This window comes from Bifidobacterium sp. WK041_4_12 (assembly GCF_041080795.1).
GTDB classification, from domain to species: domain Bacteria; phylum Actinomycetota; class Actinomycetes; order Actinomycetales; family Bifidobacteriaceae; genus Bombiscardovia; species Bombiscardovia aquikefiricola.
In genome coordinates, this window is sequence record NZ_CP129674.1 from 1,574,669 (window position 1) to 1,593,463 (window position 18,795).

At 55.8% G+C, this 18,795-nt stretch carries 15 protein-coding genes; 6 read left to right on the plus strand and 9 right to left on the minus strand.

From position 1 onward, the window contains the following. The first annotated feature begins 112 nt into the window (after window positions 1-112). The 5 genes from QN215_RS06730 to QN215_RS06750 all read left to right on the plus strand — a co-directional run bounded on the left by QN215_RS06730 (window position 113) and on the right by QN215_RS06750 (window position 6,403). Window positions 113-502: a hypothetical protein gene (locus QN215_RS06730; protein WP_369343560.1), complete on the plus strand. Its 390-nt coding sequence runs from the start codon at window positions 113-115 to the stop codon at window positions 500-502. A gap of 1 nt (window position 503) precedes the next feature. Beyond that, window positions 504-1,856 carry an alpha/beta hydrolase gene (locus QN215_RS06735; RefSeq protein ID WP_369343561.1) on the plus strand — a complete coding sequence of 451 codons (1,353 nt, stop codon included), beginning with the start codon at window positions 504-506 and terminating at the stop codon, window positions 1,854-1,856. Between the two features lie 43 nt (window positions 1,857-1,899). Then, window positions 1,900-3,339: an adenylosuccinate lyase gene (gene purB / locus QN215_RS06740; protein ID WP_369345107.1), complete on the plus strand. Its 1,440-nt coding sequence runs from the start codon at window positions 1,900-1,902 to the stop codon at window positions 3,337-3,339. A 1-nt stretch (window position 3,340) separates the two neighbouring features. Further along, complete coding sequence (locus QN215_RS06745; RefSeq protein ID WP_369343562.1) at window positions 3,341-5,941, plus strand: YbhN family protein; 2,601 nt, start codon at window positions 3,341-3,343, stop codon at window positions 5,939-5,941. A gap of 180 nt (window positions 5,942-6,121) precedes the next feature. Continuing rightward, window positions 6,122-6,403, plus strand: a complete 282-nt coding sequence (locus tag QN215_RS06750) for an HU family DNA-binding protein (RefSeq protein WP_094694680.1) — start codon at window positions 6,122-6,124, stop codon at window positions 6,401-6,403. 225 nt (window positions 6,404-6,628) lie between these two features. On the opposite strand, the gene QN215_RS06755 is transcribed toward QN215_RS06750, so the two are convergent. From QN215_RS06755 to QN215_RS06780, 6 genes are all read right to left on the minus strand, one after another. Then, window positions 6,629-8,134 carry a proteasome accessory factor PafA2 family protein gene (locus QN215_RS06755; RefSeq protein WP_404978526.1) on the minus strand — a complete coding sequence of 502 codons (1,506 nt, stop codon included), beginning with the start codon at window positions 8,132-8,134 and terminating at the stop codon, window positions 6,629-6,631. Between the two features lies 1 nt (window position 8,135). Beyond that, window positions 8,136-8,327 carry a ubiquitin-like protein Pup gene (locus tag QN215_RS06760; RefSeq protein ID WP_369343564.1) on the minus strand — a complete coding sequence of 64 codons (192 nt, stop codon included), beginning with the start codon at window positions 8,325-8,327 and terminating at the stop codon, window positions 8,136-8,138. Window positions 8,328-8,466: 139 nt separating this feature from the next. Beyond that, window positions 8,467-9,303: an inositol monophosphatase gene (locus QN215_RS06765; protein ID WP_369343565.1), complete on the minus strand. Its 837-nt coding sequence runs from the start codon at window positions 9,301-9,303 to the stop codon at window positions 8,467-8,469. A gap of 218 nt (window positions 9,304-9,521) precedes the next feature. After that, window positions 9,522-11,159: a depupylase/deamidase Dop gene (gene dop, locus QN215_RS06770; protein ID WP_369343566.1), complete on the minus strand. Its 1,638-nt coding sequence runs from the start codon at window positions 11,157-11,159 to the stop codon at window positions 9,522-9,524. Continuing rightward, window positions 11,156-12,751 (minus strand): proteasome ATPase, encoded by a 1,596-nt coding sequence (gene arc, locus QN215_RS06775; RefSeq protein ID WP_404978527.1) that lies wholly within the window; start codon window positions 12,749-12,751, stop codon window positions 11,156-11,158. The genes dop and arc overlap by 4 nt, the downstream gene beginning before the upstream one ends. Before the next feature lie 119 nt (window positions 12,752-12,870). Beyond that, on the minus strand, window positions 12,871-13,560 hold the full coding sequence (locus QN215_RS06780) for a DedA family protein (protein ID WP_369343567.1): 690 nt from the start codon (window positions 13,558-13,560) through the stop codon (window positions 12,871-12,873). A 113-nt stretch (window positions 13,561-13,673) separates the two neighbouring features. On the opposite strand from QN215_RS06780, the gene serB reads away from it, so the two are divergent. Continuing rightward, window positions 13,674-14,306, plus strand: coding sequence for a phosphoserine phosphatase SerB (gene serB / locus QN215_RS06785; RefSeq protein WP_404978489.1), 633 nt, complete (start codon window positions 13,674-13,676; stop codon window positions 14,304-14,306). A gap of 197 nt (window positions 14,307-14,503) precedes the next feature. Here serB and fmt read toward each other — a convergent pair whose 3' ends face one another. The 3 genes from fmt to QN215_RS06800 form a co-directional block, all read right to left on the minus strand. Beyond that, a complete protein-coding gene (gene fmt / locus QN215_RS06790) occupies window positions 14,504-15,484 on the minus strand; it encodes a methionyl-tRNA formyltransferase (protein ID WP_369343569.1) in 981 nt (326 codons plus the stop codon). Between the two features lie 155 nt (window positions 15,485-15,639). Then, a complete protein-coding gene (locus QN215_RS06795) occupies window positions 15,640-16,404 on the minus strand; it encodes an HAD family hydrolase (protein WP_369343570.1) in 765 nt (254 codons plus the stop codon). Window positions 16,405-16,430: 26 nt separating this feature from the next. Next, a complete protein-coding gene (locus QN215_RS06800) occupies window positions 16,431-18,731 on the minus strand; it encodes a primosomal protein N' (RefSeq protein ID WP_369343571.1) in 2,301 nt (766 codons plus the stop codon). Window positions 18,732-18,795 lie beyond the last annotated feature (64 nt).

Here is an 18,795-nt window from a genome sequence, read left to right on the forward strand (position 1 = left end):
AACAGAATCAGGATTGTCCACATTCGACCAGGTTTGACTACATTCGAGCACATTCGACCACATGGACCTTCATGGTTTGAGATTGATGACGAGCGCATGCTGCACTGGGGTGATGAACAGCACGACATCGAAGCACGGCTTCGCTCCTCAATCAGCATCGTTATCACCGATATTGCCATCACCGCCAGAACTGTCATCTCCATGGCTGGCCGGAAGCAATGCCTTGGCGGGCAACACCGCAATTCCCGGCACTCTGGCACAGATGCCATGCCCATGCATCGCCGTGGCTCGTCGCCATATAGACCATCTTCTGCTTTCGATTGCAGCAACCGGCAATCGGCTTACGGACGCGCAGATGGCACTTCAAGGCGCGCACACGATAGTGTGGGAAGGCTCTGCTGCATCGCAGGCTCGTGAAGAAGCCAGACAATTGGCGCTCAGCTGTCAGCATCGTGCACGAGCTGTGCAGGAGCTGCGTCTGAGGCTCGAAAGCTGGAGATGACATGTCTGCCCATTCGAGTCTCAGCGCTTCATCAATCTATGGTGGCTATGGTGGGCACGCCGTCACTGCTCCTGACGCGCAGCATTGCGCCACTCTGGTTCATCAGCTCGAAGCTGCTGCACAAGGCCTGAGACTATGCGCCTCACCATGGCACGATGCCACCATCCAGACGGGCGCATTGCGCGCTCAGGTTCCGCTATGCCCTGCGCTCTGCGGCCAGACGGTCTCCTACGCCTCGACCACCATCTCGACGGTGCATACGCGCTTGCAGCCTTGGCTGCTGATTCCTCTGGTCAGTGACCTTGGCATCGCGCTGCAGCAACTGAGCAACGACATAGGCGAACTGGCAGCGCTGATCGCTCGTGCGCATTCGCTCTACTCTCAGGCGGAGCAGACAACCTGGCGCTTGCTGACAGGCCTTGTGACCGGTTCTGCAGTGGGGTTCTTCGCAAATGGTCTCAGCGCATGTACCGGCATGATTTCCGCTCTGGCGCAAGGCAATCAGTTGCGTGTGCTGCCGGTCAGCGGAACCGCGCTCCCTGCGGTGACTTCCATTGAGGGGACTCTCTCCAACCTGCAGCTGCTCTCTTCCCGCAGCGACTATGCCACCATTGCCATACAGCAGTATGTCGATCAGCGTGGCAAGAGATCCTGGATGGTGACGATTCCTGGAACCGACGCCCATGCAGACTCTCCCATCGGCTGGCTGCAGAATGTGGAACTCATGAGCGACATGTCATCCACACGTCTGCAGGCAGACAGTGTTCGATTCGTGCTCGATGCCATGAAGCAGGCGGGCATCGCTCCATCAGAGCAGGTTACCCTTGTGGGTCATTCACAGGGCGGCATCGTTGCAGCAACGATTGCAGCAGACATGGCCGAGCACTATCAGATTTCACATGTCATAACGGCAGGTTCACCCATTGCCAACCATCCGATACCAAGCAGTACCTGGGTCACGAGCATCGAAGTCGAAGCCGACGTGGTACCCGACCTTGATGGAAGACACAATCCCAGCAGACCAACATGGCTCACGGTTCGAGCTCGGGAGGCCAAGAATCAATCCGCATCAGGATCTGACGAGGAACGAGAATCCGCTCAGAACTCAGCAAAGGCAACGAAGCCAGCCCAGAGCAAAGCATCGTCTCAAGCTTCGAAAAGCGAGTCCCACAGCATGAACAAGCAGCAGGAAGCATGGCGTGACGCCTTGTACCTTGGTTCACCCGCAGTGGAGCTTCATGATGCCCATATCAGGGAGCTCACGGCTGGCACGCTGGAATCAACGCAGTACTACCAAGGACGACTTGACTCCAACGAGATGGGCACTCAACCCTCCCCTGAAGCTGTTGATTGACGATGCCCGCCAAGCGTTCAGGGCTTCGCGTAGTCTGTTGGCTATGAAGCTTTCTGAAATCGAACCAGCACTTGCCCTCAGCCCTCTTGATGGACGCTATCAATCGCAGACCTCTCCCCTTACCGAATACTTGAGCGAAGCTGCGCTCAACCGCGAAAGAATGCGTGTTGAAGTTGAATGGATGATTCTGCTTGCCAATGGTTTCGACGGCAACGGCAATCAGCCGATCATCCCGGGAGTGAACCGGTTTAGTGAAGCAGAGCAGGCGTATCTTCGAGAAATTCCCGAGAACTTTGGCAAAGATGGCATCGCAGAGCTCAAAAGCATCGAAGACGTGACTCACCATGACGTCAAGGCCGTCGAATACTACATCGACCGCAGACTTGATGCCGCAGCCGAGCGACTCGGGGCAGAAACCGAGCTTGCACGCCTGAAGCCGCTCGTGCACTTTGCCTGCACAAGCGAAGACATCAACAATCTCTCATATGCCCGATGCATCAAGGATGCCGTGCAGCATGTCTGGCTCCCCGCAACGCAGGAACTGGTCGACTATCTCAAGGCGAAGGCTGAGGAATTCAAGGCACTCCCGATGCTCAGTCTGACGCACGGACAGCCTGCAACCCCAACCACACTCGGCAAGGAGCTCGCCGTATTCGCATACCGCCTTGGCAGGCAAATGAACCATGTGAAGAATCAGGAATATCTGGGCAAGATCAACGGCGCAACGGGTACTTTCGGCGCTCATATTGCAGCGCTCCCCGATGTTGACTGGCTGCAAGTCTCTCAGGAATTCGTCATCAACCGCATGCATCTGACATGGAATCCTCTCACCACCCAGATTGAATCCCACGACTGGCAGGCAGAGCTCTACGGCAGCATCAGCCATCTCAACCGCATTCTGCACAATCTTGCCACCGATTCATGGATGTATATTTCGCGCGGCGTATTTGCGCAGACACCAGTCAAGGGTGCAACCGGTTCGAGTACCATGCCTCATAAGGTCAATCCGATTCGCTTCGAGAACGCCGAAGCCAATCTTGAGATTTCATGCTCATTCTTCGACACGCTTGCCGCGACGTTGACAGAGACTCGCTGGCAGCGCGATCTGACCGATTCGACCACACAGCGCAATGTTGGTTCCGCATTCGGATATGCGCTGCTTGCACTGAACAACCTTCTCGGTGGTCTCACATCGATTCATCCCAACCTTGCTGTGATCAAGCAGGAATTGCAGGATAACTGGGAGGTTCTGGGAGAGCCGATTCAAACGGCCATGCGCGCCGCAGCACTCGATGGCCGCTCGGGAATGGACAATCCTTACGAACGAGTCAAGGAACTGATGCGCGGCCACACCATCGATCATGCAGCCGTCGAATCCTTTATTGACACCATCAACTTTGATGAGGAGACTTCTCAACGCTTGAAGCAATTAAGCCCAGAACGCTATGTGGGCATTGCCGAGCGTTTGGTAAGCTTCGACTGATATGGGAAACAAGCTCTCGTTTCGTGATCATGACCGTGATCACGACCACGGTCCTAACAAGGCTGCCGGTTCTACGATGGAAGGCAATGAAACGGACGTGCACGGTGCGCCTTCCAATACTGCACCAAGAATAACCGACACTGCGCCCGAACGTGTGCACGATTTCGGCGACCTGGTTCGCGCTGGAGCCGCGCTGCTGGCTGTAGCACTTGTCGTGCTGGTGTCCGTGTATCTCAAAGGGCTGACTACGGGCGTGGAATCCGATGTTCACACCACGGCTGGGCATGCGTTGGAATGGCTGGTCGATATACCAACCAGTCTGCTCCAGCAGTTCACCACCATCGTGATCGTCATATGGGTGCTGGTGCAGCTGCTGATCAATCGCGAATGGTTTCAGGCCATAACGTCAACGCTTGCACTGTTCAGCGGCTATATCGCTATGCGACTGCTGTCGCTGCTGATTATGGACATCGGGAACCGCACATTGACCGAATCATTGAGTTCGTCGGCGCTTATGACAGGCGTCGGATTCCTTCCCGACATCTATGCCGGGCTCGGAGCTTTCCTCACGGCCGCAGGGCCACGACGCATGCGCAACTCTCTGGTGTGGGGATGGAACGTGCTCCTAGGCGTGGGAATCATCTCGGTGGCCCTATCGTCAAATTCGCTCTCTGCTTCGCTGGTCTCTCTCGCCATTGGATGTGTCCTGGGCTTGCTCATTCGCTTCGCTTCGGGCACGCAGAACAAGGGTGCCTGGGGTAATGCGATAGTGCAATCTCTGAGGACCATCGGCATCGAGACCACGGTTCTTGAACGCCTCTCCGATGATTCGGCACGGAATCTGGTCACAGATTCCAATGCAGCATCCGGGCAAGGCAATGAGTATGGCATGCATGACAGCGGGCAGAATGCGAATCAGGGCGGATTCTCCCTGCTAGACGACAACTCCTCCCAATCTCGCATCTACGAGGTCATCGATGCCGATGGCAAATCCTATATCGTTTCGGTGCTCGACAACCAAACCCACACCGCCGGGTATCTGGTGCAGGTATGGCGCTGGATCAAGTTCTCAGGCATTGCCATGCGCCGAGATCGATCCGCCCACGCCACGGCCGAACATCATCTGTCCATACTGCTTGGACTGCGCAACTTCGGGCTCGTCACGGCTCACCCCTACGCGATGTCAGATGTCGGCGAATCGTCCATCCTGGTATTCGAAACCGATGTGAAGCTCGAATCCCTGCCCTTCAACGACATCAGTGATGACGATGCGAAAGCGATGATGCATTATCTCGAAATCGCCCATACGCATGGCTATACGCATCGTCATATCTCCGCTTCGAATCTCTCGCATGACGAGCACGGTCACATCGTGATCGCGGGCTGGCAGAACGGCGATTATGCGAGTTCGGCACCCAACGTGAGCATCGACCGCGTGCAGCTTCTCGTGCTGCTGAGCTGTGCCATAGGCAGAGAGCGCAGCCTGAAGCTTGCGTGCGAGGTCTGGGGCAAGGATGCTGTGATTCAGCTTGTTCCCTTCATGCAGAAGGTTGCAATTCCAGCTTCGACGCGCGCGCTCCCATCTTGGGACAAGAACACGATCAAGACGTTGCGCGATGACGTTCGCAAACTCGGCGATGAAGACACCGTGGAATCTCTTGAGACTGTGAATCTATCACGTTTCAGTTTCCGATCCTTCGCGGCTCTGGTATTGCTGATCGTTGCCGTCGTGGTTATCATCACCCAACTGAATCTTCAGCAGGTCATCGATGCCGTTACCCATGCAAACCCGTGGATGGCCGGTCTATGCTTCCTCTTCGGCGTGATGGCGTGGATGGGCGGTGCCATATCGCTTGGCATCTTTGTCGACAGGGAGAAGCGCAACTATCTGGGACTGTTCTTCACACAGGTCGCCTCAAGCTTCACAGCGGTATCAATGCCCTCAGGCGTAGGACCAGCCTTCGTGAATCTTCAGTATCTTCGCAAAAGCGGCTACAAGAACAGCACCGCGACAGCCATCATGAGCGCTGTCGTCGCCGTGCAGTTCGCCACCACATTCCTGCTGCTGGTCGTCATCGGCATATTCTCAGGACGCAACACCTTCTCTGGAATGATTCCTACCAATACGCTGGTCAGTGTCATTGGCATCCTTGCCATAGTCATTGCGCTTGCCATCGCCATCAAGCCGATTCGCCAATACGCGCTCAATCGCCTGCTGCCAATCGTTTCGACGTATACCCGTCAGCTGCTTGATGTGCTGACGCAGCCGAAGGAACTGATCATCAGTTCCCTTGGTTCTTGGATGCAAAGCTTCGGACTCGGCTTTGGCTATTGGGCAGCTCTTATGGCATTCGGATATCATACAAACATTCTGGAAACCACCTTCATCTATCTGCTAGCCAATACGATTGGTTCGGCAGTTCCGACCCCGGGCGGTCTGGGTGCCGTGGAAGCCGCATTGACATTCGGATTCTCAAGTCTCGGCGTTCCCACTGCCGTATCACTGTCGGCAACCGTGCTTTTCAGGGTTGCAACCTATTGGATTCGCATTCCCCTAGGTGCTTTGGCCGCGAAATGGCTTGGTAAGCATAACCTTTTGTGACCCCTAGGGAACGTTCAGATGACGCGCATATGACGATGATGTGAAAATGCTTGTCAAGATAGCGGCGTTTTGCACAAAAAACCCTGAGAACACAGCAATCTCAACGGATATGCGCTAATATCGTCTGTGACCGATGGGTTTCCCGGCAAGGATGGGGGCCCCCAACAGAAGGATGCTCATATGGCATACAACAAGTCTGATCTCGTCTCAAAGATTGCACAGAAGTCGAACCTGACCAAGGCTCAGTCCGAGGCAGCAATCAACGCATTTCAGGATATTTTTGTAGAGTCCCTCCAGTCAGGCGAAGGCCTGAGACTTACGGGTCTTTTCTCGGCAGAGCGCGTCAAGCGTGCTGCTCGCACCGGCCGCAACCCACGAACCGGCGAAACCATCAAGATTCCAGCAAGCTACGGCGTTCGTATCAGCGCTGGCTCACTGCTGAAGAAGGCAGTAACCAAGTAATTTGGGGATTACACGGTTTTCTCTCCCGGCCAATAACGGTATTGGCCGGGATTTTTTGATTTCAACCTGACTTATGCTCCTATTTGGCGAGCATCTTCGAGTTTTGTTGCCTCGAATGCAGATATCGGCAATACAACCACAGTTATCGCTTGCATTTGCAGCGGTTTTCAGGGTTGATACTTTAAAAAGGCAACAAAACTCATACTCTCCAGGTATCAGCGGGTATCAGCGGATCGTATCGATGAATTGTTCGAACTCAGGCGTGGCCTGGGACATAAACGGATCCATGATTTCGAATTCTGCATGCCTTTCCTCACCGGTTTCTGCCAGTCCTGTGGCAACCAGATGCGTCCAGTCGCACGACCATGGGATGTCCTTCGCGAGGGCTGCCTGAATGAAACGTCCACGGAGATGGGCTCGCGTGTTCGCAGGCGGATTGGTGACGGCATCGGCAATCTGACTCGTGGAGATAAGAGTTCGCATGCGATGATGCGCTTCCATCGATTCGAAGACATGACCATTGATGATGTCATGATATTCGAAGTCAAGCATTTTCAGCTGAGCCCACGATGGAGACGAGCCGGATTCATGCGTTAGGACATATCTGCGTTTGAACGCATTGATGATGCTAAGCTTCGCTGCCCAGTCAACCCAGCTCGACAATGACTGCCAGTCCCCTGTTTCAATCGCTTGCAGGGCATCACTCCACACTGCAAGCACCTGACCGGCATCGTCAAGCATCACGTCACCGTCATCACTATGTCTCGTTACGAAATCCTGCGCTGCTTCAAGATACGCCCGCTGAATCGAGAGAGCGGAGCAGCGCATGGAAGCATCACTATCTGCCAAGCCCACCACATCGATGGACGCCTGACCACTTACATCCTTGCTCACCGCGCGTATAGCCTTACCTGGGTCAATGAGCGCATATGGTTCACATGGTGACAGAGTGCCCTGCTCAACGGCTTCCTCGATCATGCAGAGCACCAGATGCGTCGTTGCCAGCTTCATCCAAGTTGCAGTCTGGGAACGATTCGAATCGCCAACGATAACATGCAGTCTGCGATACAGATCAGGATTGGCATGCGGCTCGTCGCGAGTATTCACCATGGGGCGAGAGCGCGTGGTCGCGCTCGATACCGCCTCATCAAGGTAATCCGCTCGCTGTGAGAGCTCAAAGCCGCTGCGCGTGACCTTTCCCGCCCCGGCAAAAAGCTGACGCGTGACCAGAAACGGTACGAGCAGTCTTCTCACATCGTCAAGCGAAACCTGTCGTCTGAGCAGATAGTTCTCGTGGCAGCCAAATGACTGTCCCGACGCGTCAACGTTGTTCTTGAACAGATGCACCCTTGCCTGAGAGCCATGCTGTCGCTGCAGCTGATCCTGAGCACGCTGGGCAAGACCAATCATGATGCGCTCCCCCGCAAGATCCTGCTTCAGAGCGTCCAGTGGCGATCGCGTCTCTGCTGTCGCATATTCGGGGTGAGAGCCAACGTCGAGATAGAGCCGTGCACCATTCTGCAGATAGGTGTTCGTCGAGCGGGATCGAGAAATAACCGGCTGGAACATCGTTCTGGCCACTTCCGGGGCCGGGCATGGTTGTTCGGTTCCGGTCACACTGATGCCATATTCGGTCTCTATGCCGAATATGCGGTCGAAACTGCCGTTTGAAGTCTCCAGAAAGCTGCCGCTCTGAACATCGTCCGTGTGAGAATCTCGTAGCTGCGGCACATCACTCGCCACCTTTTTGGACGAAGCGGTCGACATATTCTTCGGCGTTTTCGGAAAGCGATGTTTCGATGTCGTCCAGAATCGAATCGAGGTCATCGATGTGTGACTCGTTGCTGCTCTGATGCTTCGTGGATTGCAGATTCACATCCTCTGCATGAGTGTGCTGCGTCTTCCGCTGCTGTTCCTGTGGCATAACGACCTTCCTTCACATGGTGAATGCATGGTGGGTGGATACATGGTGGGATAAATGCGATTCTGCACTGCGCTCGGCAATGTAGCACAGCCCAATCCGTTCACCACTCCATTCACCAATCCATTCATTGATGCATATATCAATACTGGTTGAGATACGGCTGCAAGTCGGCATCGATGAGGCCGTTCGTCGCCACGATGTCGTTATCTCGTCCCCAGTCGATGGGACTGCCGTTCCACCGGTTCAATGTGCCTTGTGACTCCCATACAACCACAGTTCCGGCCGACACGGCAGGAATATCCCAAGAATGAAGTTTCGGCTCGAAATAGGCATCGTAGGTACCATCAGCAACCTTGCACAAGTCGAGCGAAGTCGGTCCGACACGTTTGATGTCGGCCGGTCTGCCCGCCATTGCAGCCACGGTTCGCAATGCTCGCTTGGATTCACTCGGAAAATACGACATGCCGAAGCTCACGACTGAACCGTCCAGAGAATCCGTCGTCGAAGGAATGATTTTCTCTCGCTTGTTGCCAATCGGAGTGCGCCGGATGCGAATCGCACCCTGACCCTGTGCTGCCAGATAGGTCAACCCCAGCGCTGGAGCGTGGACGACACCGATGATGGGCGATGGCACGCCATCGTCCTGAATCTCAAACAAAGTGAAGGTGACTGCCCATTCCGCCATGTTTCTCACATAGTTGATGGCTCCATCGATATTGCCAATGCACCAATATCGGCTGCCAGGCGTGCGATCGGCGCCCTCGTCTTCCCAGAACCCATCGGCTGGATCGATTTTCGAGATGCCAGCCCTGCAAAAGCGCATCAGTCGAGTGTCAACTTCGGAAGTGAAACGTTGCTCGGACTTCGGTTGGACGCGATACTTCAGATCATGCGGATTGACCTGATCCTGAAGAGCATGCTCACCGGCTTCAGATGCCAAATGAGATACCCTTGTGGTTAAATCCCGCAAATCCATCAATCCCACCTCAATCCTTGTCGATAGAAATGATACAGAATAGCAATGATTTATCGTCGATCATGATTCCTCAGATTGTGCGGTGTCCTCTACGCAATCTGTAACGCAATCTCTAGCATTGTTTTCAGCGTGTTTCTTTGCGGAATCTTCTGTGTAACCTTCTGCATAATCTTCTTCGCCACCGCTGAAACAATGCGGCCTCTGCACAGTCATTTCTCTCAGACATGCGAGGAGTCCGACTCGTTTGCCGAGAGCAGTTCGATGCATTCGGCGGCACTGCGAGCCTGCACCAGTGCAGCCTGGCAATGACTCTTATCAAAGTTCGAAGAATCACGCATGTCAAGCGTCAGAGTGCTTGGATTGCCACGATGACGCGAATCGGCAACCGTGATTCTCCCCCAAGCAACGCCCACGATCTGCTCGGGGAATCTATGAATCAGCTGCGAGCGCAGCCATGCCCGCGTGGTTTCAGGTGGTTCATGGCATGCCTTGTCCAATTTTTCGGAGTCGATCAGATGCTCACATCGGCTGCTGAGCGTTGGGAAGATACCGTGCTGCGAATCCAATGCAGACCATGACAGGTCCAGGGCTTTCAGTTTCGGCGCGGCCCATGTTGTGGCATCAGTCTTGTCACCGTTGGAAGACTTCATGCGTCGTCTGAGCAATTCCAATATCTGCCACTTGGCGAACCATTCAATGCGAGAAGATTCGTCTCGCATAGTAAGACGCTGATTATCGTCGGCATCTCGGATACGTTCCAGATCGGAGAGAATGCCGTGCCACAGGTTCATGACGCTGTGCGTTGGCTTGTCGGGCCAATTCACTTGACTTGCATCATCATCGCGGCATCCGTAAACGTCGCGTCCCGTCTGCTCAACGGCTCGATACAGACGGGTCTGCATCTCGATTGCGGAACTTTCGCTGCCATCGTCAAGGGCGTATCGCTTGGCAAGACTCATATCATAAGAGATTGCATGCAGGGCACCCACCGGGTTGACGAAGTCGATGGATTCCCCGGGTTCGCTCATCTGCGAGGTGTGCCACGAGTGCCGCACTTCCAGCATCCAGAGCAACATGCTTGTCGTTCCGAGCTTCAGCACCTGCGGCACATCCATGCGGTTCGCATCGCCTACGATGACATGAAGACGCCGTCTGTCAGCCGTGCTGTGCGATTCGTCGCGGGTATTGATGATCGGGCGTTCGAATGTGGTCTGCAAGCCCACACGACGGTGGATGTAATCGGCGCGCTGGCTGAGCTGATATCCTGCCGTTTCGGAGCGTTCGCCAATGCCGACTCTGCCTGAACCTGCAAAGATCTGCCGTGAGACGAAATGCGCGGTCATGAGCCGCTGCACCTGCTCGAAAGGCACGTCTCTGAGCATCTGATAGTTCTCGTGCGTTCCCCAGCTTGCACCCTTGCCATCCACGTTGTTGCGATGGAGCTCGATGCGTCTTCCAGTCCGGCTGCTCGCCCTGACTGCGGCCTGTTCCATCAGCACATCTCCGGCATGGTCATAGCGCAGCGCAGTGAAGGGGTCTGTCGTTTCGGGTGCTGAATATTCTGGATGCGCATGATCGACGTATATGCGGCCACCATTGGGAGCTATCACATTCGTGATGTGCAGCTGGGGTGCATCGGTCAGCATGCTTGCCGGCGCTGAAGCTCTGCTCAGTCTCATGCCTCGTGCATCGTTGGTTGGATCCTCTTCGCCGTAATCCCAACGGATGCCCTTCGTCTGCGGGTCTGCAGCACCGGCGACAACGTCGAAGGGCAGCTGCAGCGGGTTTATGGTGGAGTCCTCAAAATCGCTGACCGCATATTCGGTTTCGGTGCCCATCAGTCGCAGCACGCTCATGCGCGCTCACCTTCTGCATTCCTGGAACGCTCGATGCGAACCACATGTCCTACTACATCCAAGCCAGTGATGTTGGACCATTGGGATGGGTCGGCATCGCCGATGGAATCGGCGCTCTCCTGAAACTCGTCCTGCACCGCCTCTGCGCATATGGCGGCGCTCAGCGCCACGTCACTCCCGCTCTCTATGGATGCCTTGACCGCCTTGGTCTTGGCACGGTCGATGATGTTCTTCAGCATGGCACCAGAGACGACATCGGCAAAGAATATGCTGGCCCACTGACCCCGTTCGTCGCACACGTCGCAGACTTTCCGGCGGTCTTCGCGAGCAAAGATATCGTGCACGATCAACGACACCAGACTGTCCGAATCATTGTCGAGCTGAATCGGCAGATCATTCGTCAGATAGTGTTGCAGAATGTTCGCTGCCTGCGAGCTGTCCGGCCTATCGATGCGAATCTTGACGTCGAGTCTGCCTGGGCGCAGCACTGCCGGGTCGATCATGTCGACACGGTTGGAGGCACCTATCACGATCACGTTGTCCAGAGCTTCGACGCCGTCCAGCTCCGCCAGGAACTGCGGCACTATCGTGGTCTCGACATCCGATGACACGCCGGATCCTCGTGTGCGCAGCAGCGAATCCATCTCATCGATGAAAACGATGACCAGCGCGCCCTGCGCGGCACGCTCGCGGGCACGCTTGAAGATGCCACGAATGAGACGTTCAGACTCACCGACGAATTTGTTGAGCAGTTCCGGCCCCTTGACCGAGAGAAAGATGCCATGGCGGGCATGCGTGCCGAGGGCGAGGGAATTCGCCACCGCCTTGGCAATCATGGTTTTGCCATTTCCTGGAGGACCATACAGCAGAACGCCCTTCGGCGGTCGCAGATCATAGCGTTTGAAGAGTTCACGATGTTCGAAAGGCAGCTGCACGGCATCGCGGATACGGCCTATCTGAGAATCGAGACCACCGATGTCGGCGTAACTGACGTCAGGTGTCTCTTCAAGAACCAGATTCGTCTCGTCTTCAGCGGGAAGCAGGTCGAGCGCGATACGGCAGGAGTCATCGAGTATGACTCGGTCGCCGACAACGATTCGCGTGTCCATCAATGCCCCTGAACGTGTTACCACCGAAGCGCTGCCGGAGGAATCCTGCACCACCACATTCGGTGCATCCAGCACTTGCAGCACGGCACGAACCTGACCGGCCCTGTGCTGACCCCTGCATTCCACAAGAATCATGTTTTCGTTGAGCAGTACCGATTCACCGCGTACAGCTCGCTGTATGTCGATGTTTGGTGCGACAGGAACGATCATGCGCCTGTTGGCGAGTGCGACTTCTGCCGTCGCATGGCGAACGTTATGACTGTCGAGCGAGATATGGTCTGGAGCGATGAATACGGCGAAGCTCATGGGTGGCTTGGCCAGCTGCTCCATCTGGGCCTTGGCCTTGCCCAGCTCCTCTGCGGCTTTGGTGAGAGCCGCTGCAAGCGCATGGTTCTTTCGCTGTGATGCATCAAGCCGTGCAGCCATGTCTTGGAGCTGACTGGTAGGGCGAGCCTCCTGCAGGCGCTGCGATTCATCGCGCATGCTCTTGGCACTAACATCCATCGCCTCTTGATCCAGATGCTCACTCATTGCATTGTCTCCCCACAGCCTTACGCCTGTACAAGTCCAGAAATCCCGTTGGCAATGGCCGGCCGACCATGCTACTGCCTCTGCGATCCATGCCGTTCTCGTATCAGATTACGCACCCACAGGCCAACCAGCAGCACAATGACCACTATGGCGACAACGATGACGGCATCTTCCATAATGCCAATGACACCAAGAATCGAACACCACTGTTCACCAAGACCGAAACCGAAACCTATGAGCAGACTGTTCCATACGGCCGAACCAAGCAGCGTCCATGCGGTGAAACTCCAGAAATTCATCGCACCCAGGCCCGCAGGTATGGAAATCAGGGAGCGGACAACGGGGATGACACGCCCGATAAGAACCGACCATGTTCCGTACTTCTCAAACCAATGGTTCGCCTTTTCGAGATCGCGTGACTTCACGCCAGGAATCCGGGTGGCGATGCGTTCCAGTCGTTCGAAGCCGATCCAACGCGAGACTCCATACAGCGTCCATGCTCCCAGAAGAGAGCCGAGCGTGGCGGTGACGATGGCTTCCAGAAGGCCAATCTTGCCCTGTGATGCGGTGAAACCAGCCAGAGGCAGAATCACCTCGCTGGGAATGGGTGGAAAAATCGATTCGAGTGCGATGGCGAGCGTTACTCCGACACCTCCCACCTGATGCATGACTTCCACAAGCCATTCGGTGATGGTGCCGATGATGCCAGATTGTTCCGTGGTGCATGAGGAAGCGGCCATAATGATATGAGTCGGATTCATATTCGATATTGTCCCAGCGATTGCAGAGAATCGAAACCATGCACAACCAAACTTTGCAAGCTCCGAACAACTCGCCGGTACAAGATCAGGTCAGTCCCCAAAGGTTACTCGTCATGGATGTGGACTCGACGCTCATCGACGAAGAGGTTATCGACTTGATTGGTGAGGCCAGTGGCAAGGGCGAGCATATCGCAGACATCACGAACCGAGCAATGCGCGGAGAATTGGATTTCCGGCAGGCTCTCGCCGAACGGGTTCGTCTGTTGCAGGGAGTGCCGGTCTCGGTGCTCGACGATGTCTTCAATGCAGTGCATTTCACCAACGGAGCTCTTGACATGATCGCCACCGCACATGATCGTGGCTGGACCGTAGGCGTGGTCTCGGGCGGTTTTCATGAAATCGTTGACAGATTGGTGGCATTGGCGGGAATCGATCACGCCATCGCCAACACGCTTGAAACAAAAGATGGTTTCCTTACGGGCAGAACGCTCGGCGAGGTCGTCACCAAGGAAACGAAGTTACGTGCGCTGCAATCTTGGGCCGATGAAGATGGTGTTGACATGGCCGACACGGTCGCCATCGGCGATGGGGCCAACGACATTCCGATGATTCTTGCCGCAGGAACAAGCATTGCCTTCTGCGCCAAGCCCGCGGTACGGCAGGCTGCGCCCCATGCGCTGAATGTCAGAGATTTACGACCGGTTATTTCAATAATCGATAGCGTTTGGCAGAACAATCAGCAGTGAATTCGACATTTCGAGTTAGGAATACGAGTTTTGCGGCAATTGCGAAGTATACAAGCTCATTAGCCCTGTATTTTCATCGAAAAATCGCCACTTTCAGCCTTCTATACTTTGCAATTGCCGCAAAACTCGAAATCACACTGTGAAACCCTATGAAAACCCATGAAACCCCGTGAAATCCAGCTATGGTTACGCGTGCTCTAATCGATATGTGCGCTTTCGGTCAGGCGCGCGCCCCTAGCCCATGCTGCCGCATCCATCGCCTTGCGACCCTGAAGCTTGACCTGTCGCAGTTCGAGGGGCTTGGTCAATGTTCCCACCCAGACATGCTTCTTCGAGGTAAGCAGTTCTCCAGGTCGAAGAAGCTTGCCCTGCAACTCCTGTGGCATCTCGTTGGGAAGATATGTGGCCTCGCGCGCATCGAGCACATGCATCAGCAAGCCATCTTCACCATCGTCGCTCTGATCGTGCAGATGACCCCAGGCGCCCGGCTCCGGCGTGCATGCACGAATCTGGCGTTCTACTGCATAGCCGGGTGCATGAAAGTCTATATGGGCATCTTCCACGGTGATTTTCTCAGCCTTTTCAAACACGCCTCGTTCTTGCTGCTCGGGACGTGCCCGACCTTCAACCACAGCCTTCAATGACATCGTCAGCAGATGGGAGCCGTCGATGGAAAGACGGTTCAGGAGTGAGCCTGCAGTCTCGTGCCTGCCGATTTCGGCCGTCGACTGAGCGACAATCGGCCCATCATCAAGCCCTTTGGTAATGCGAAAGACCGTAGCGCCAGAAAGACTGTCGCCAGCCCAGATGGCGCGCTGCACAGGGGCAGCGCCGCGCCATTGCGGAAGCAGTGAGAAGTGAAGGTTGTACCATCCGAATGGCAGTGCATCGAGTACGTTCTCGCGAAGAATTCGACCGTATGCAACCACAGCGGCAATCTCTGCCCCTGTCGATTTGAGCGTGTCCACGAATTGCGAATCGCTTGGATTCGCTTCCAGCACCGGAATCTTCAACTGCTCTGCCGCCTGCTTTACCGGGCTGGCAACCAGTCTGCGACCTCTCCCCTGGGGAGCGTCTGGTCTGGTCAGCACGGCGACAATCTCGAAATCATCGTCTGCTGCCAAGGCTTGCAGCGATGGTACGGCAACCTCCGGCGTACCTGCAAATAACAGTTTCATATGCTTCTCCCCCCTATTGCCTCACACACGTGCAAGTCTTTCGCATGGCTCACGCCAAGTCATGGCACTGCGACATTATTGCGCTGCGACCTCATGACACTACAACCTCATTGCACTGCGGCATCATTACGCCGCGACCTCATGACACTGCGGCATCATTGCACTGATGGAATGGCGACTCCTGCGGCGATCAGGGCGTGACGCAGCTTATAGGAATCTGAGAACTGGAACGCTCTCATTCCCGAGGCATTGGCTCCGAGCACATTCTGCGACTTGTCATCTACGAACAGGCTGGTTTGTGCATTGATGCCGAACTGACGAATGGCTAGGTCAAAGATGTCCTTGTGTGGCTTGCGCATGCGAACATTGCCGGAGACGACCTTGTCCTGCAGCAGATGCAGTATGCCGAACTGCTTCCATGCGATGGGGAACAGCGTCCGTTCCCAGTTCGACAAGCCCCATACGCCTATGCCTGCAGCCTTCAGATCCTCAATGAGCATGCGAGCGCCGGGAACCACGCCGGTCAGCGAGTCTTCGAAATGGTCAAGGTAGAAGCGGAAGATGTCGGCGTTCTCACGTCCGTGGGTGCGTTCCATCCATGCCGTCACATCTTCTATCGGTGCTCCCCCATCGAGGAAATCGTTGGCCTCGAAGAAGCCAGAAACCTTGTCGTCAAGAAAATGATTGATGGTGTTCGGGCTGTATCTGCTTACCAGGGCCGCGCTCGGCTCCCAATAGACCAGAACATTGCCGAAATCGAAAACGACATCGGTGATGGGCTGCTCCGAAGCCTGCTCTGCAGGGCCTTGGGCGGTGATGACATTTGCTGTGACAAGGTCAGCGGTGACGATGTCTTTGGGGGCATTTGGCGATTCAATGGGTTCAGGCATTTCAATCTGTCCTTTCTCTTGCTCCTCCATACATGGAAACACTGAGTATGGAGAAACTACATCAGATCCTTCGGATCCATTTTAAAATGCAATTCCTTGGGATTTCGCGTCGCCATATGCTTGGCCACGCTCGCACGCAATCGCAATGCCAGTTCATCCCTTGCCTGCACGCGCACACGCACAATCGCCCGCACGCGGTCATGCGTGCCTTCGAGCTGACGTGCCGCAATGTTGCGCGGTGGTGCAATCGGCACGGGTCCAAGAAATCCGGGAACCTCCTCGCCATTGATTTCCACGGCAGCATAGTCTCCCCTGAGAACCCCGATCTCATTCATCGTGTTCATGACGGCATCGCGGTTACCCCATATGCATGCAGCGGCGACGACAGGCGGCAGCGCGGTTGCTGCGCGGTCCTTCAACTCCTGCTTTGCCAGCACGCCACTGTCCCACAGCATCAGCGACTGAGCCAGTGCCGGATCGGTTTCTCCGATGAGCATGACCTGACCGCCCTGCGTTCGAGGAAGGCACAGCGAGGAAGCGTGCATCCAGTCCGTCAGAGTATCGATTCTGGCATCAACCCCGAAGGCATAGAGGCTCGCCCATGCATCAAGAATGGCCACAGCCTGATACGACGACTGTTCGCGCATTCTGGATGCCTCAGCCGAGTTCCCAACCGAGCTTCCATTCGAGTTTCCACCTGAGTTTCCAACCGGTCTCACACGAGGCTCAGCCCCCGGTGTGGCTATCACGATCTGCGGCTTGTCAACGATGTCGGTAACCACTCCTCTGGGCTGCTGTGGTGTTGACACCACAATCGGAACATGGCGGAACAGACCTTTCAGTTCCGCAGCCGTGCCCTGTGCGCCGACGCGCAGAACGCGCATGGATTCGTTGCCGCAATTCGCACATGACCAGTCGACGGCAGCGGCACCACACCATAGGCAGTGTGGGACGCGTCCATCGTGAATGGTGCCCATCAATGGACCCGTGCAACGATTGCAACGCGCCTGACGATGGCACGCACTGCAGCACAGTACCTCGTGGGAGCTTTCACGAGGGATGGAAAGCAGCACCGGGCCAAGCTTCAGCGCACGAAGTATGACCGCGACGGCCGTATGCGGGACACGAGCGCCGATTGCCGGATCCGCGAGCCGGGCGAGTTCCTCGCGATTCAGCCATCGAATCCATGGCGACTGCTCCTGCGTCACGGTACGCAATCCTCGAACGTTGATGCTGGTGCCGCACACCGAGTTGGCTGCATGGCTTTCATCCTGGATTTCCCATTGGCTGATGGGGCTGCGCACTGCGGAAAAGTCGATGAAGGTACCTCTATGGTTTCTCGCACGCAGTCGCAGCACCCCTCTCGCATGGGCGTAGGGCATGAAGCCGTCCGCATTCTGGTAGGCGTTATCGTCCATGATGGCGAAGACTGCGCTGCCCTCGACTGGCGCATACATCACGGCGCGCGTGCCGATGACGCATCGAATCTGTCCGCTCGCAACGGCCTGGAAAGCCCGATATCGTTCCTCGGGCGGCAGGGCTGCGCCGAGCACAGCAAAGTCTCCATCCCACGAACCATGAGCTGCCTTGCTTGGGGCAAAGCGTCGTAGTCCCGCGTTCTGCAGCACCTCAACCAGATCGAGAACATGCCGCATATCAGGCAGTACCATGATTCCAGCCTTGCCGACAAGCAAAGCCTCGATCAACGCCCATGCGGCATCGTACGCCCATCGTAGCACTCCGGGCAACACGTTCCACACATATCCTGACGACGCATGAGACGCAATGCTCGCGCGAAGCTGCCCCATATGGTCGTAGCTGCGTTCCAGCGTGGCATATCGTTCGTCACACCACGTCTGCAAGTGCTGCTTCAACGCTTCGCTCACCCCTATGGCGAAGCGTCCGGTGACCAGCTGCTGTTCCACGTCGACGCGCGCCACCCTGGGGGGCACTGCCATTCTGAGAATATTGGCTCTGGTGCCGCCGTATGCGTTCGCGATATCGGTGATGTCTGCCCTGTTCTGCTCACTGACTGCGACCTGTGGACTGACCACTCGCTCTATGTAGCGCAGCGCTGATGGCGGCGCAGAACTGGATGCGACGCGCTTCCAGATGAATCCAAAGAGCAGCTGATGGCCAAAGCGCACGCGCACGCGCACTCCCGGCTGTGCAGCCTCGTCATCCTTGGATTGCACCAGATAATCGAAGGTTGAACCAAGCTGGGTTGCCTGCACGTCCAAGATGACCTGAGCTATCGGATTGCGTTCGGCAGGTACACGCTCTGCAGGGGCTCTTTTGCGGCGTTTGCGAGGAGCAAGGCCATCAAGTGCCAACTGCTCTGCGTTGGAACCGACCATGAACCCTCCTTGCTATGGACGCAGATATTACGAGCATACGAATGTAACCGCAAGTGTAAGCACA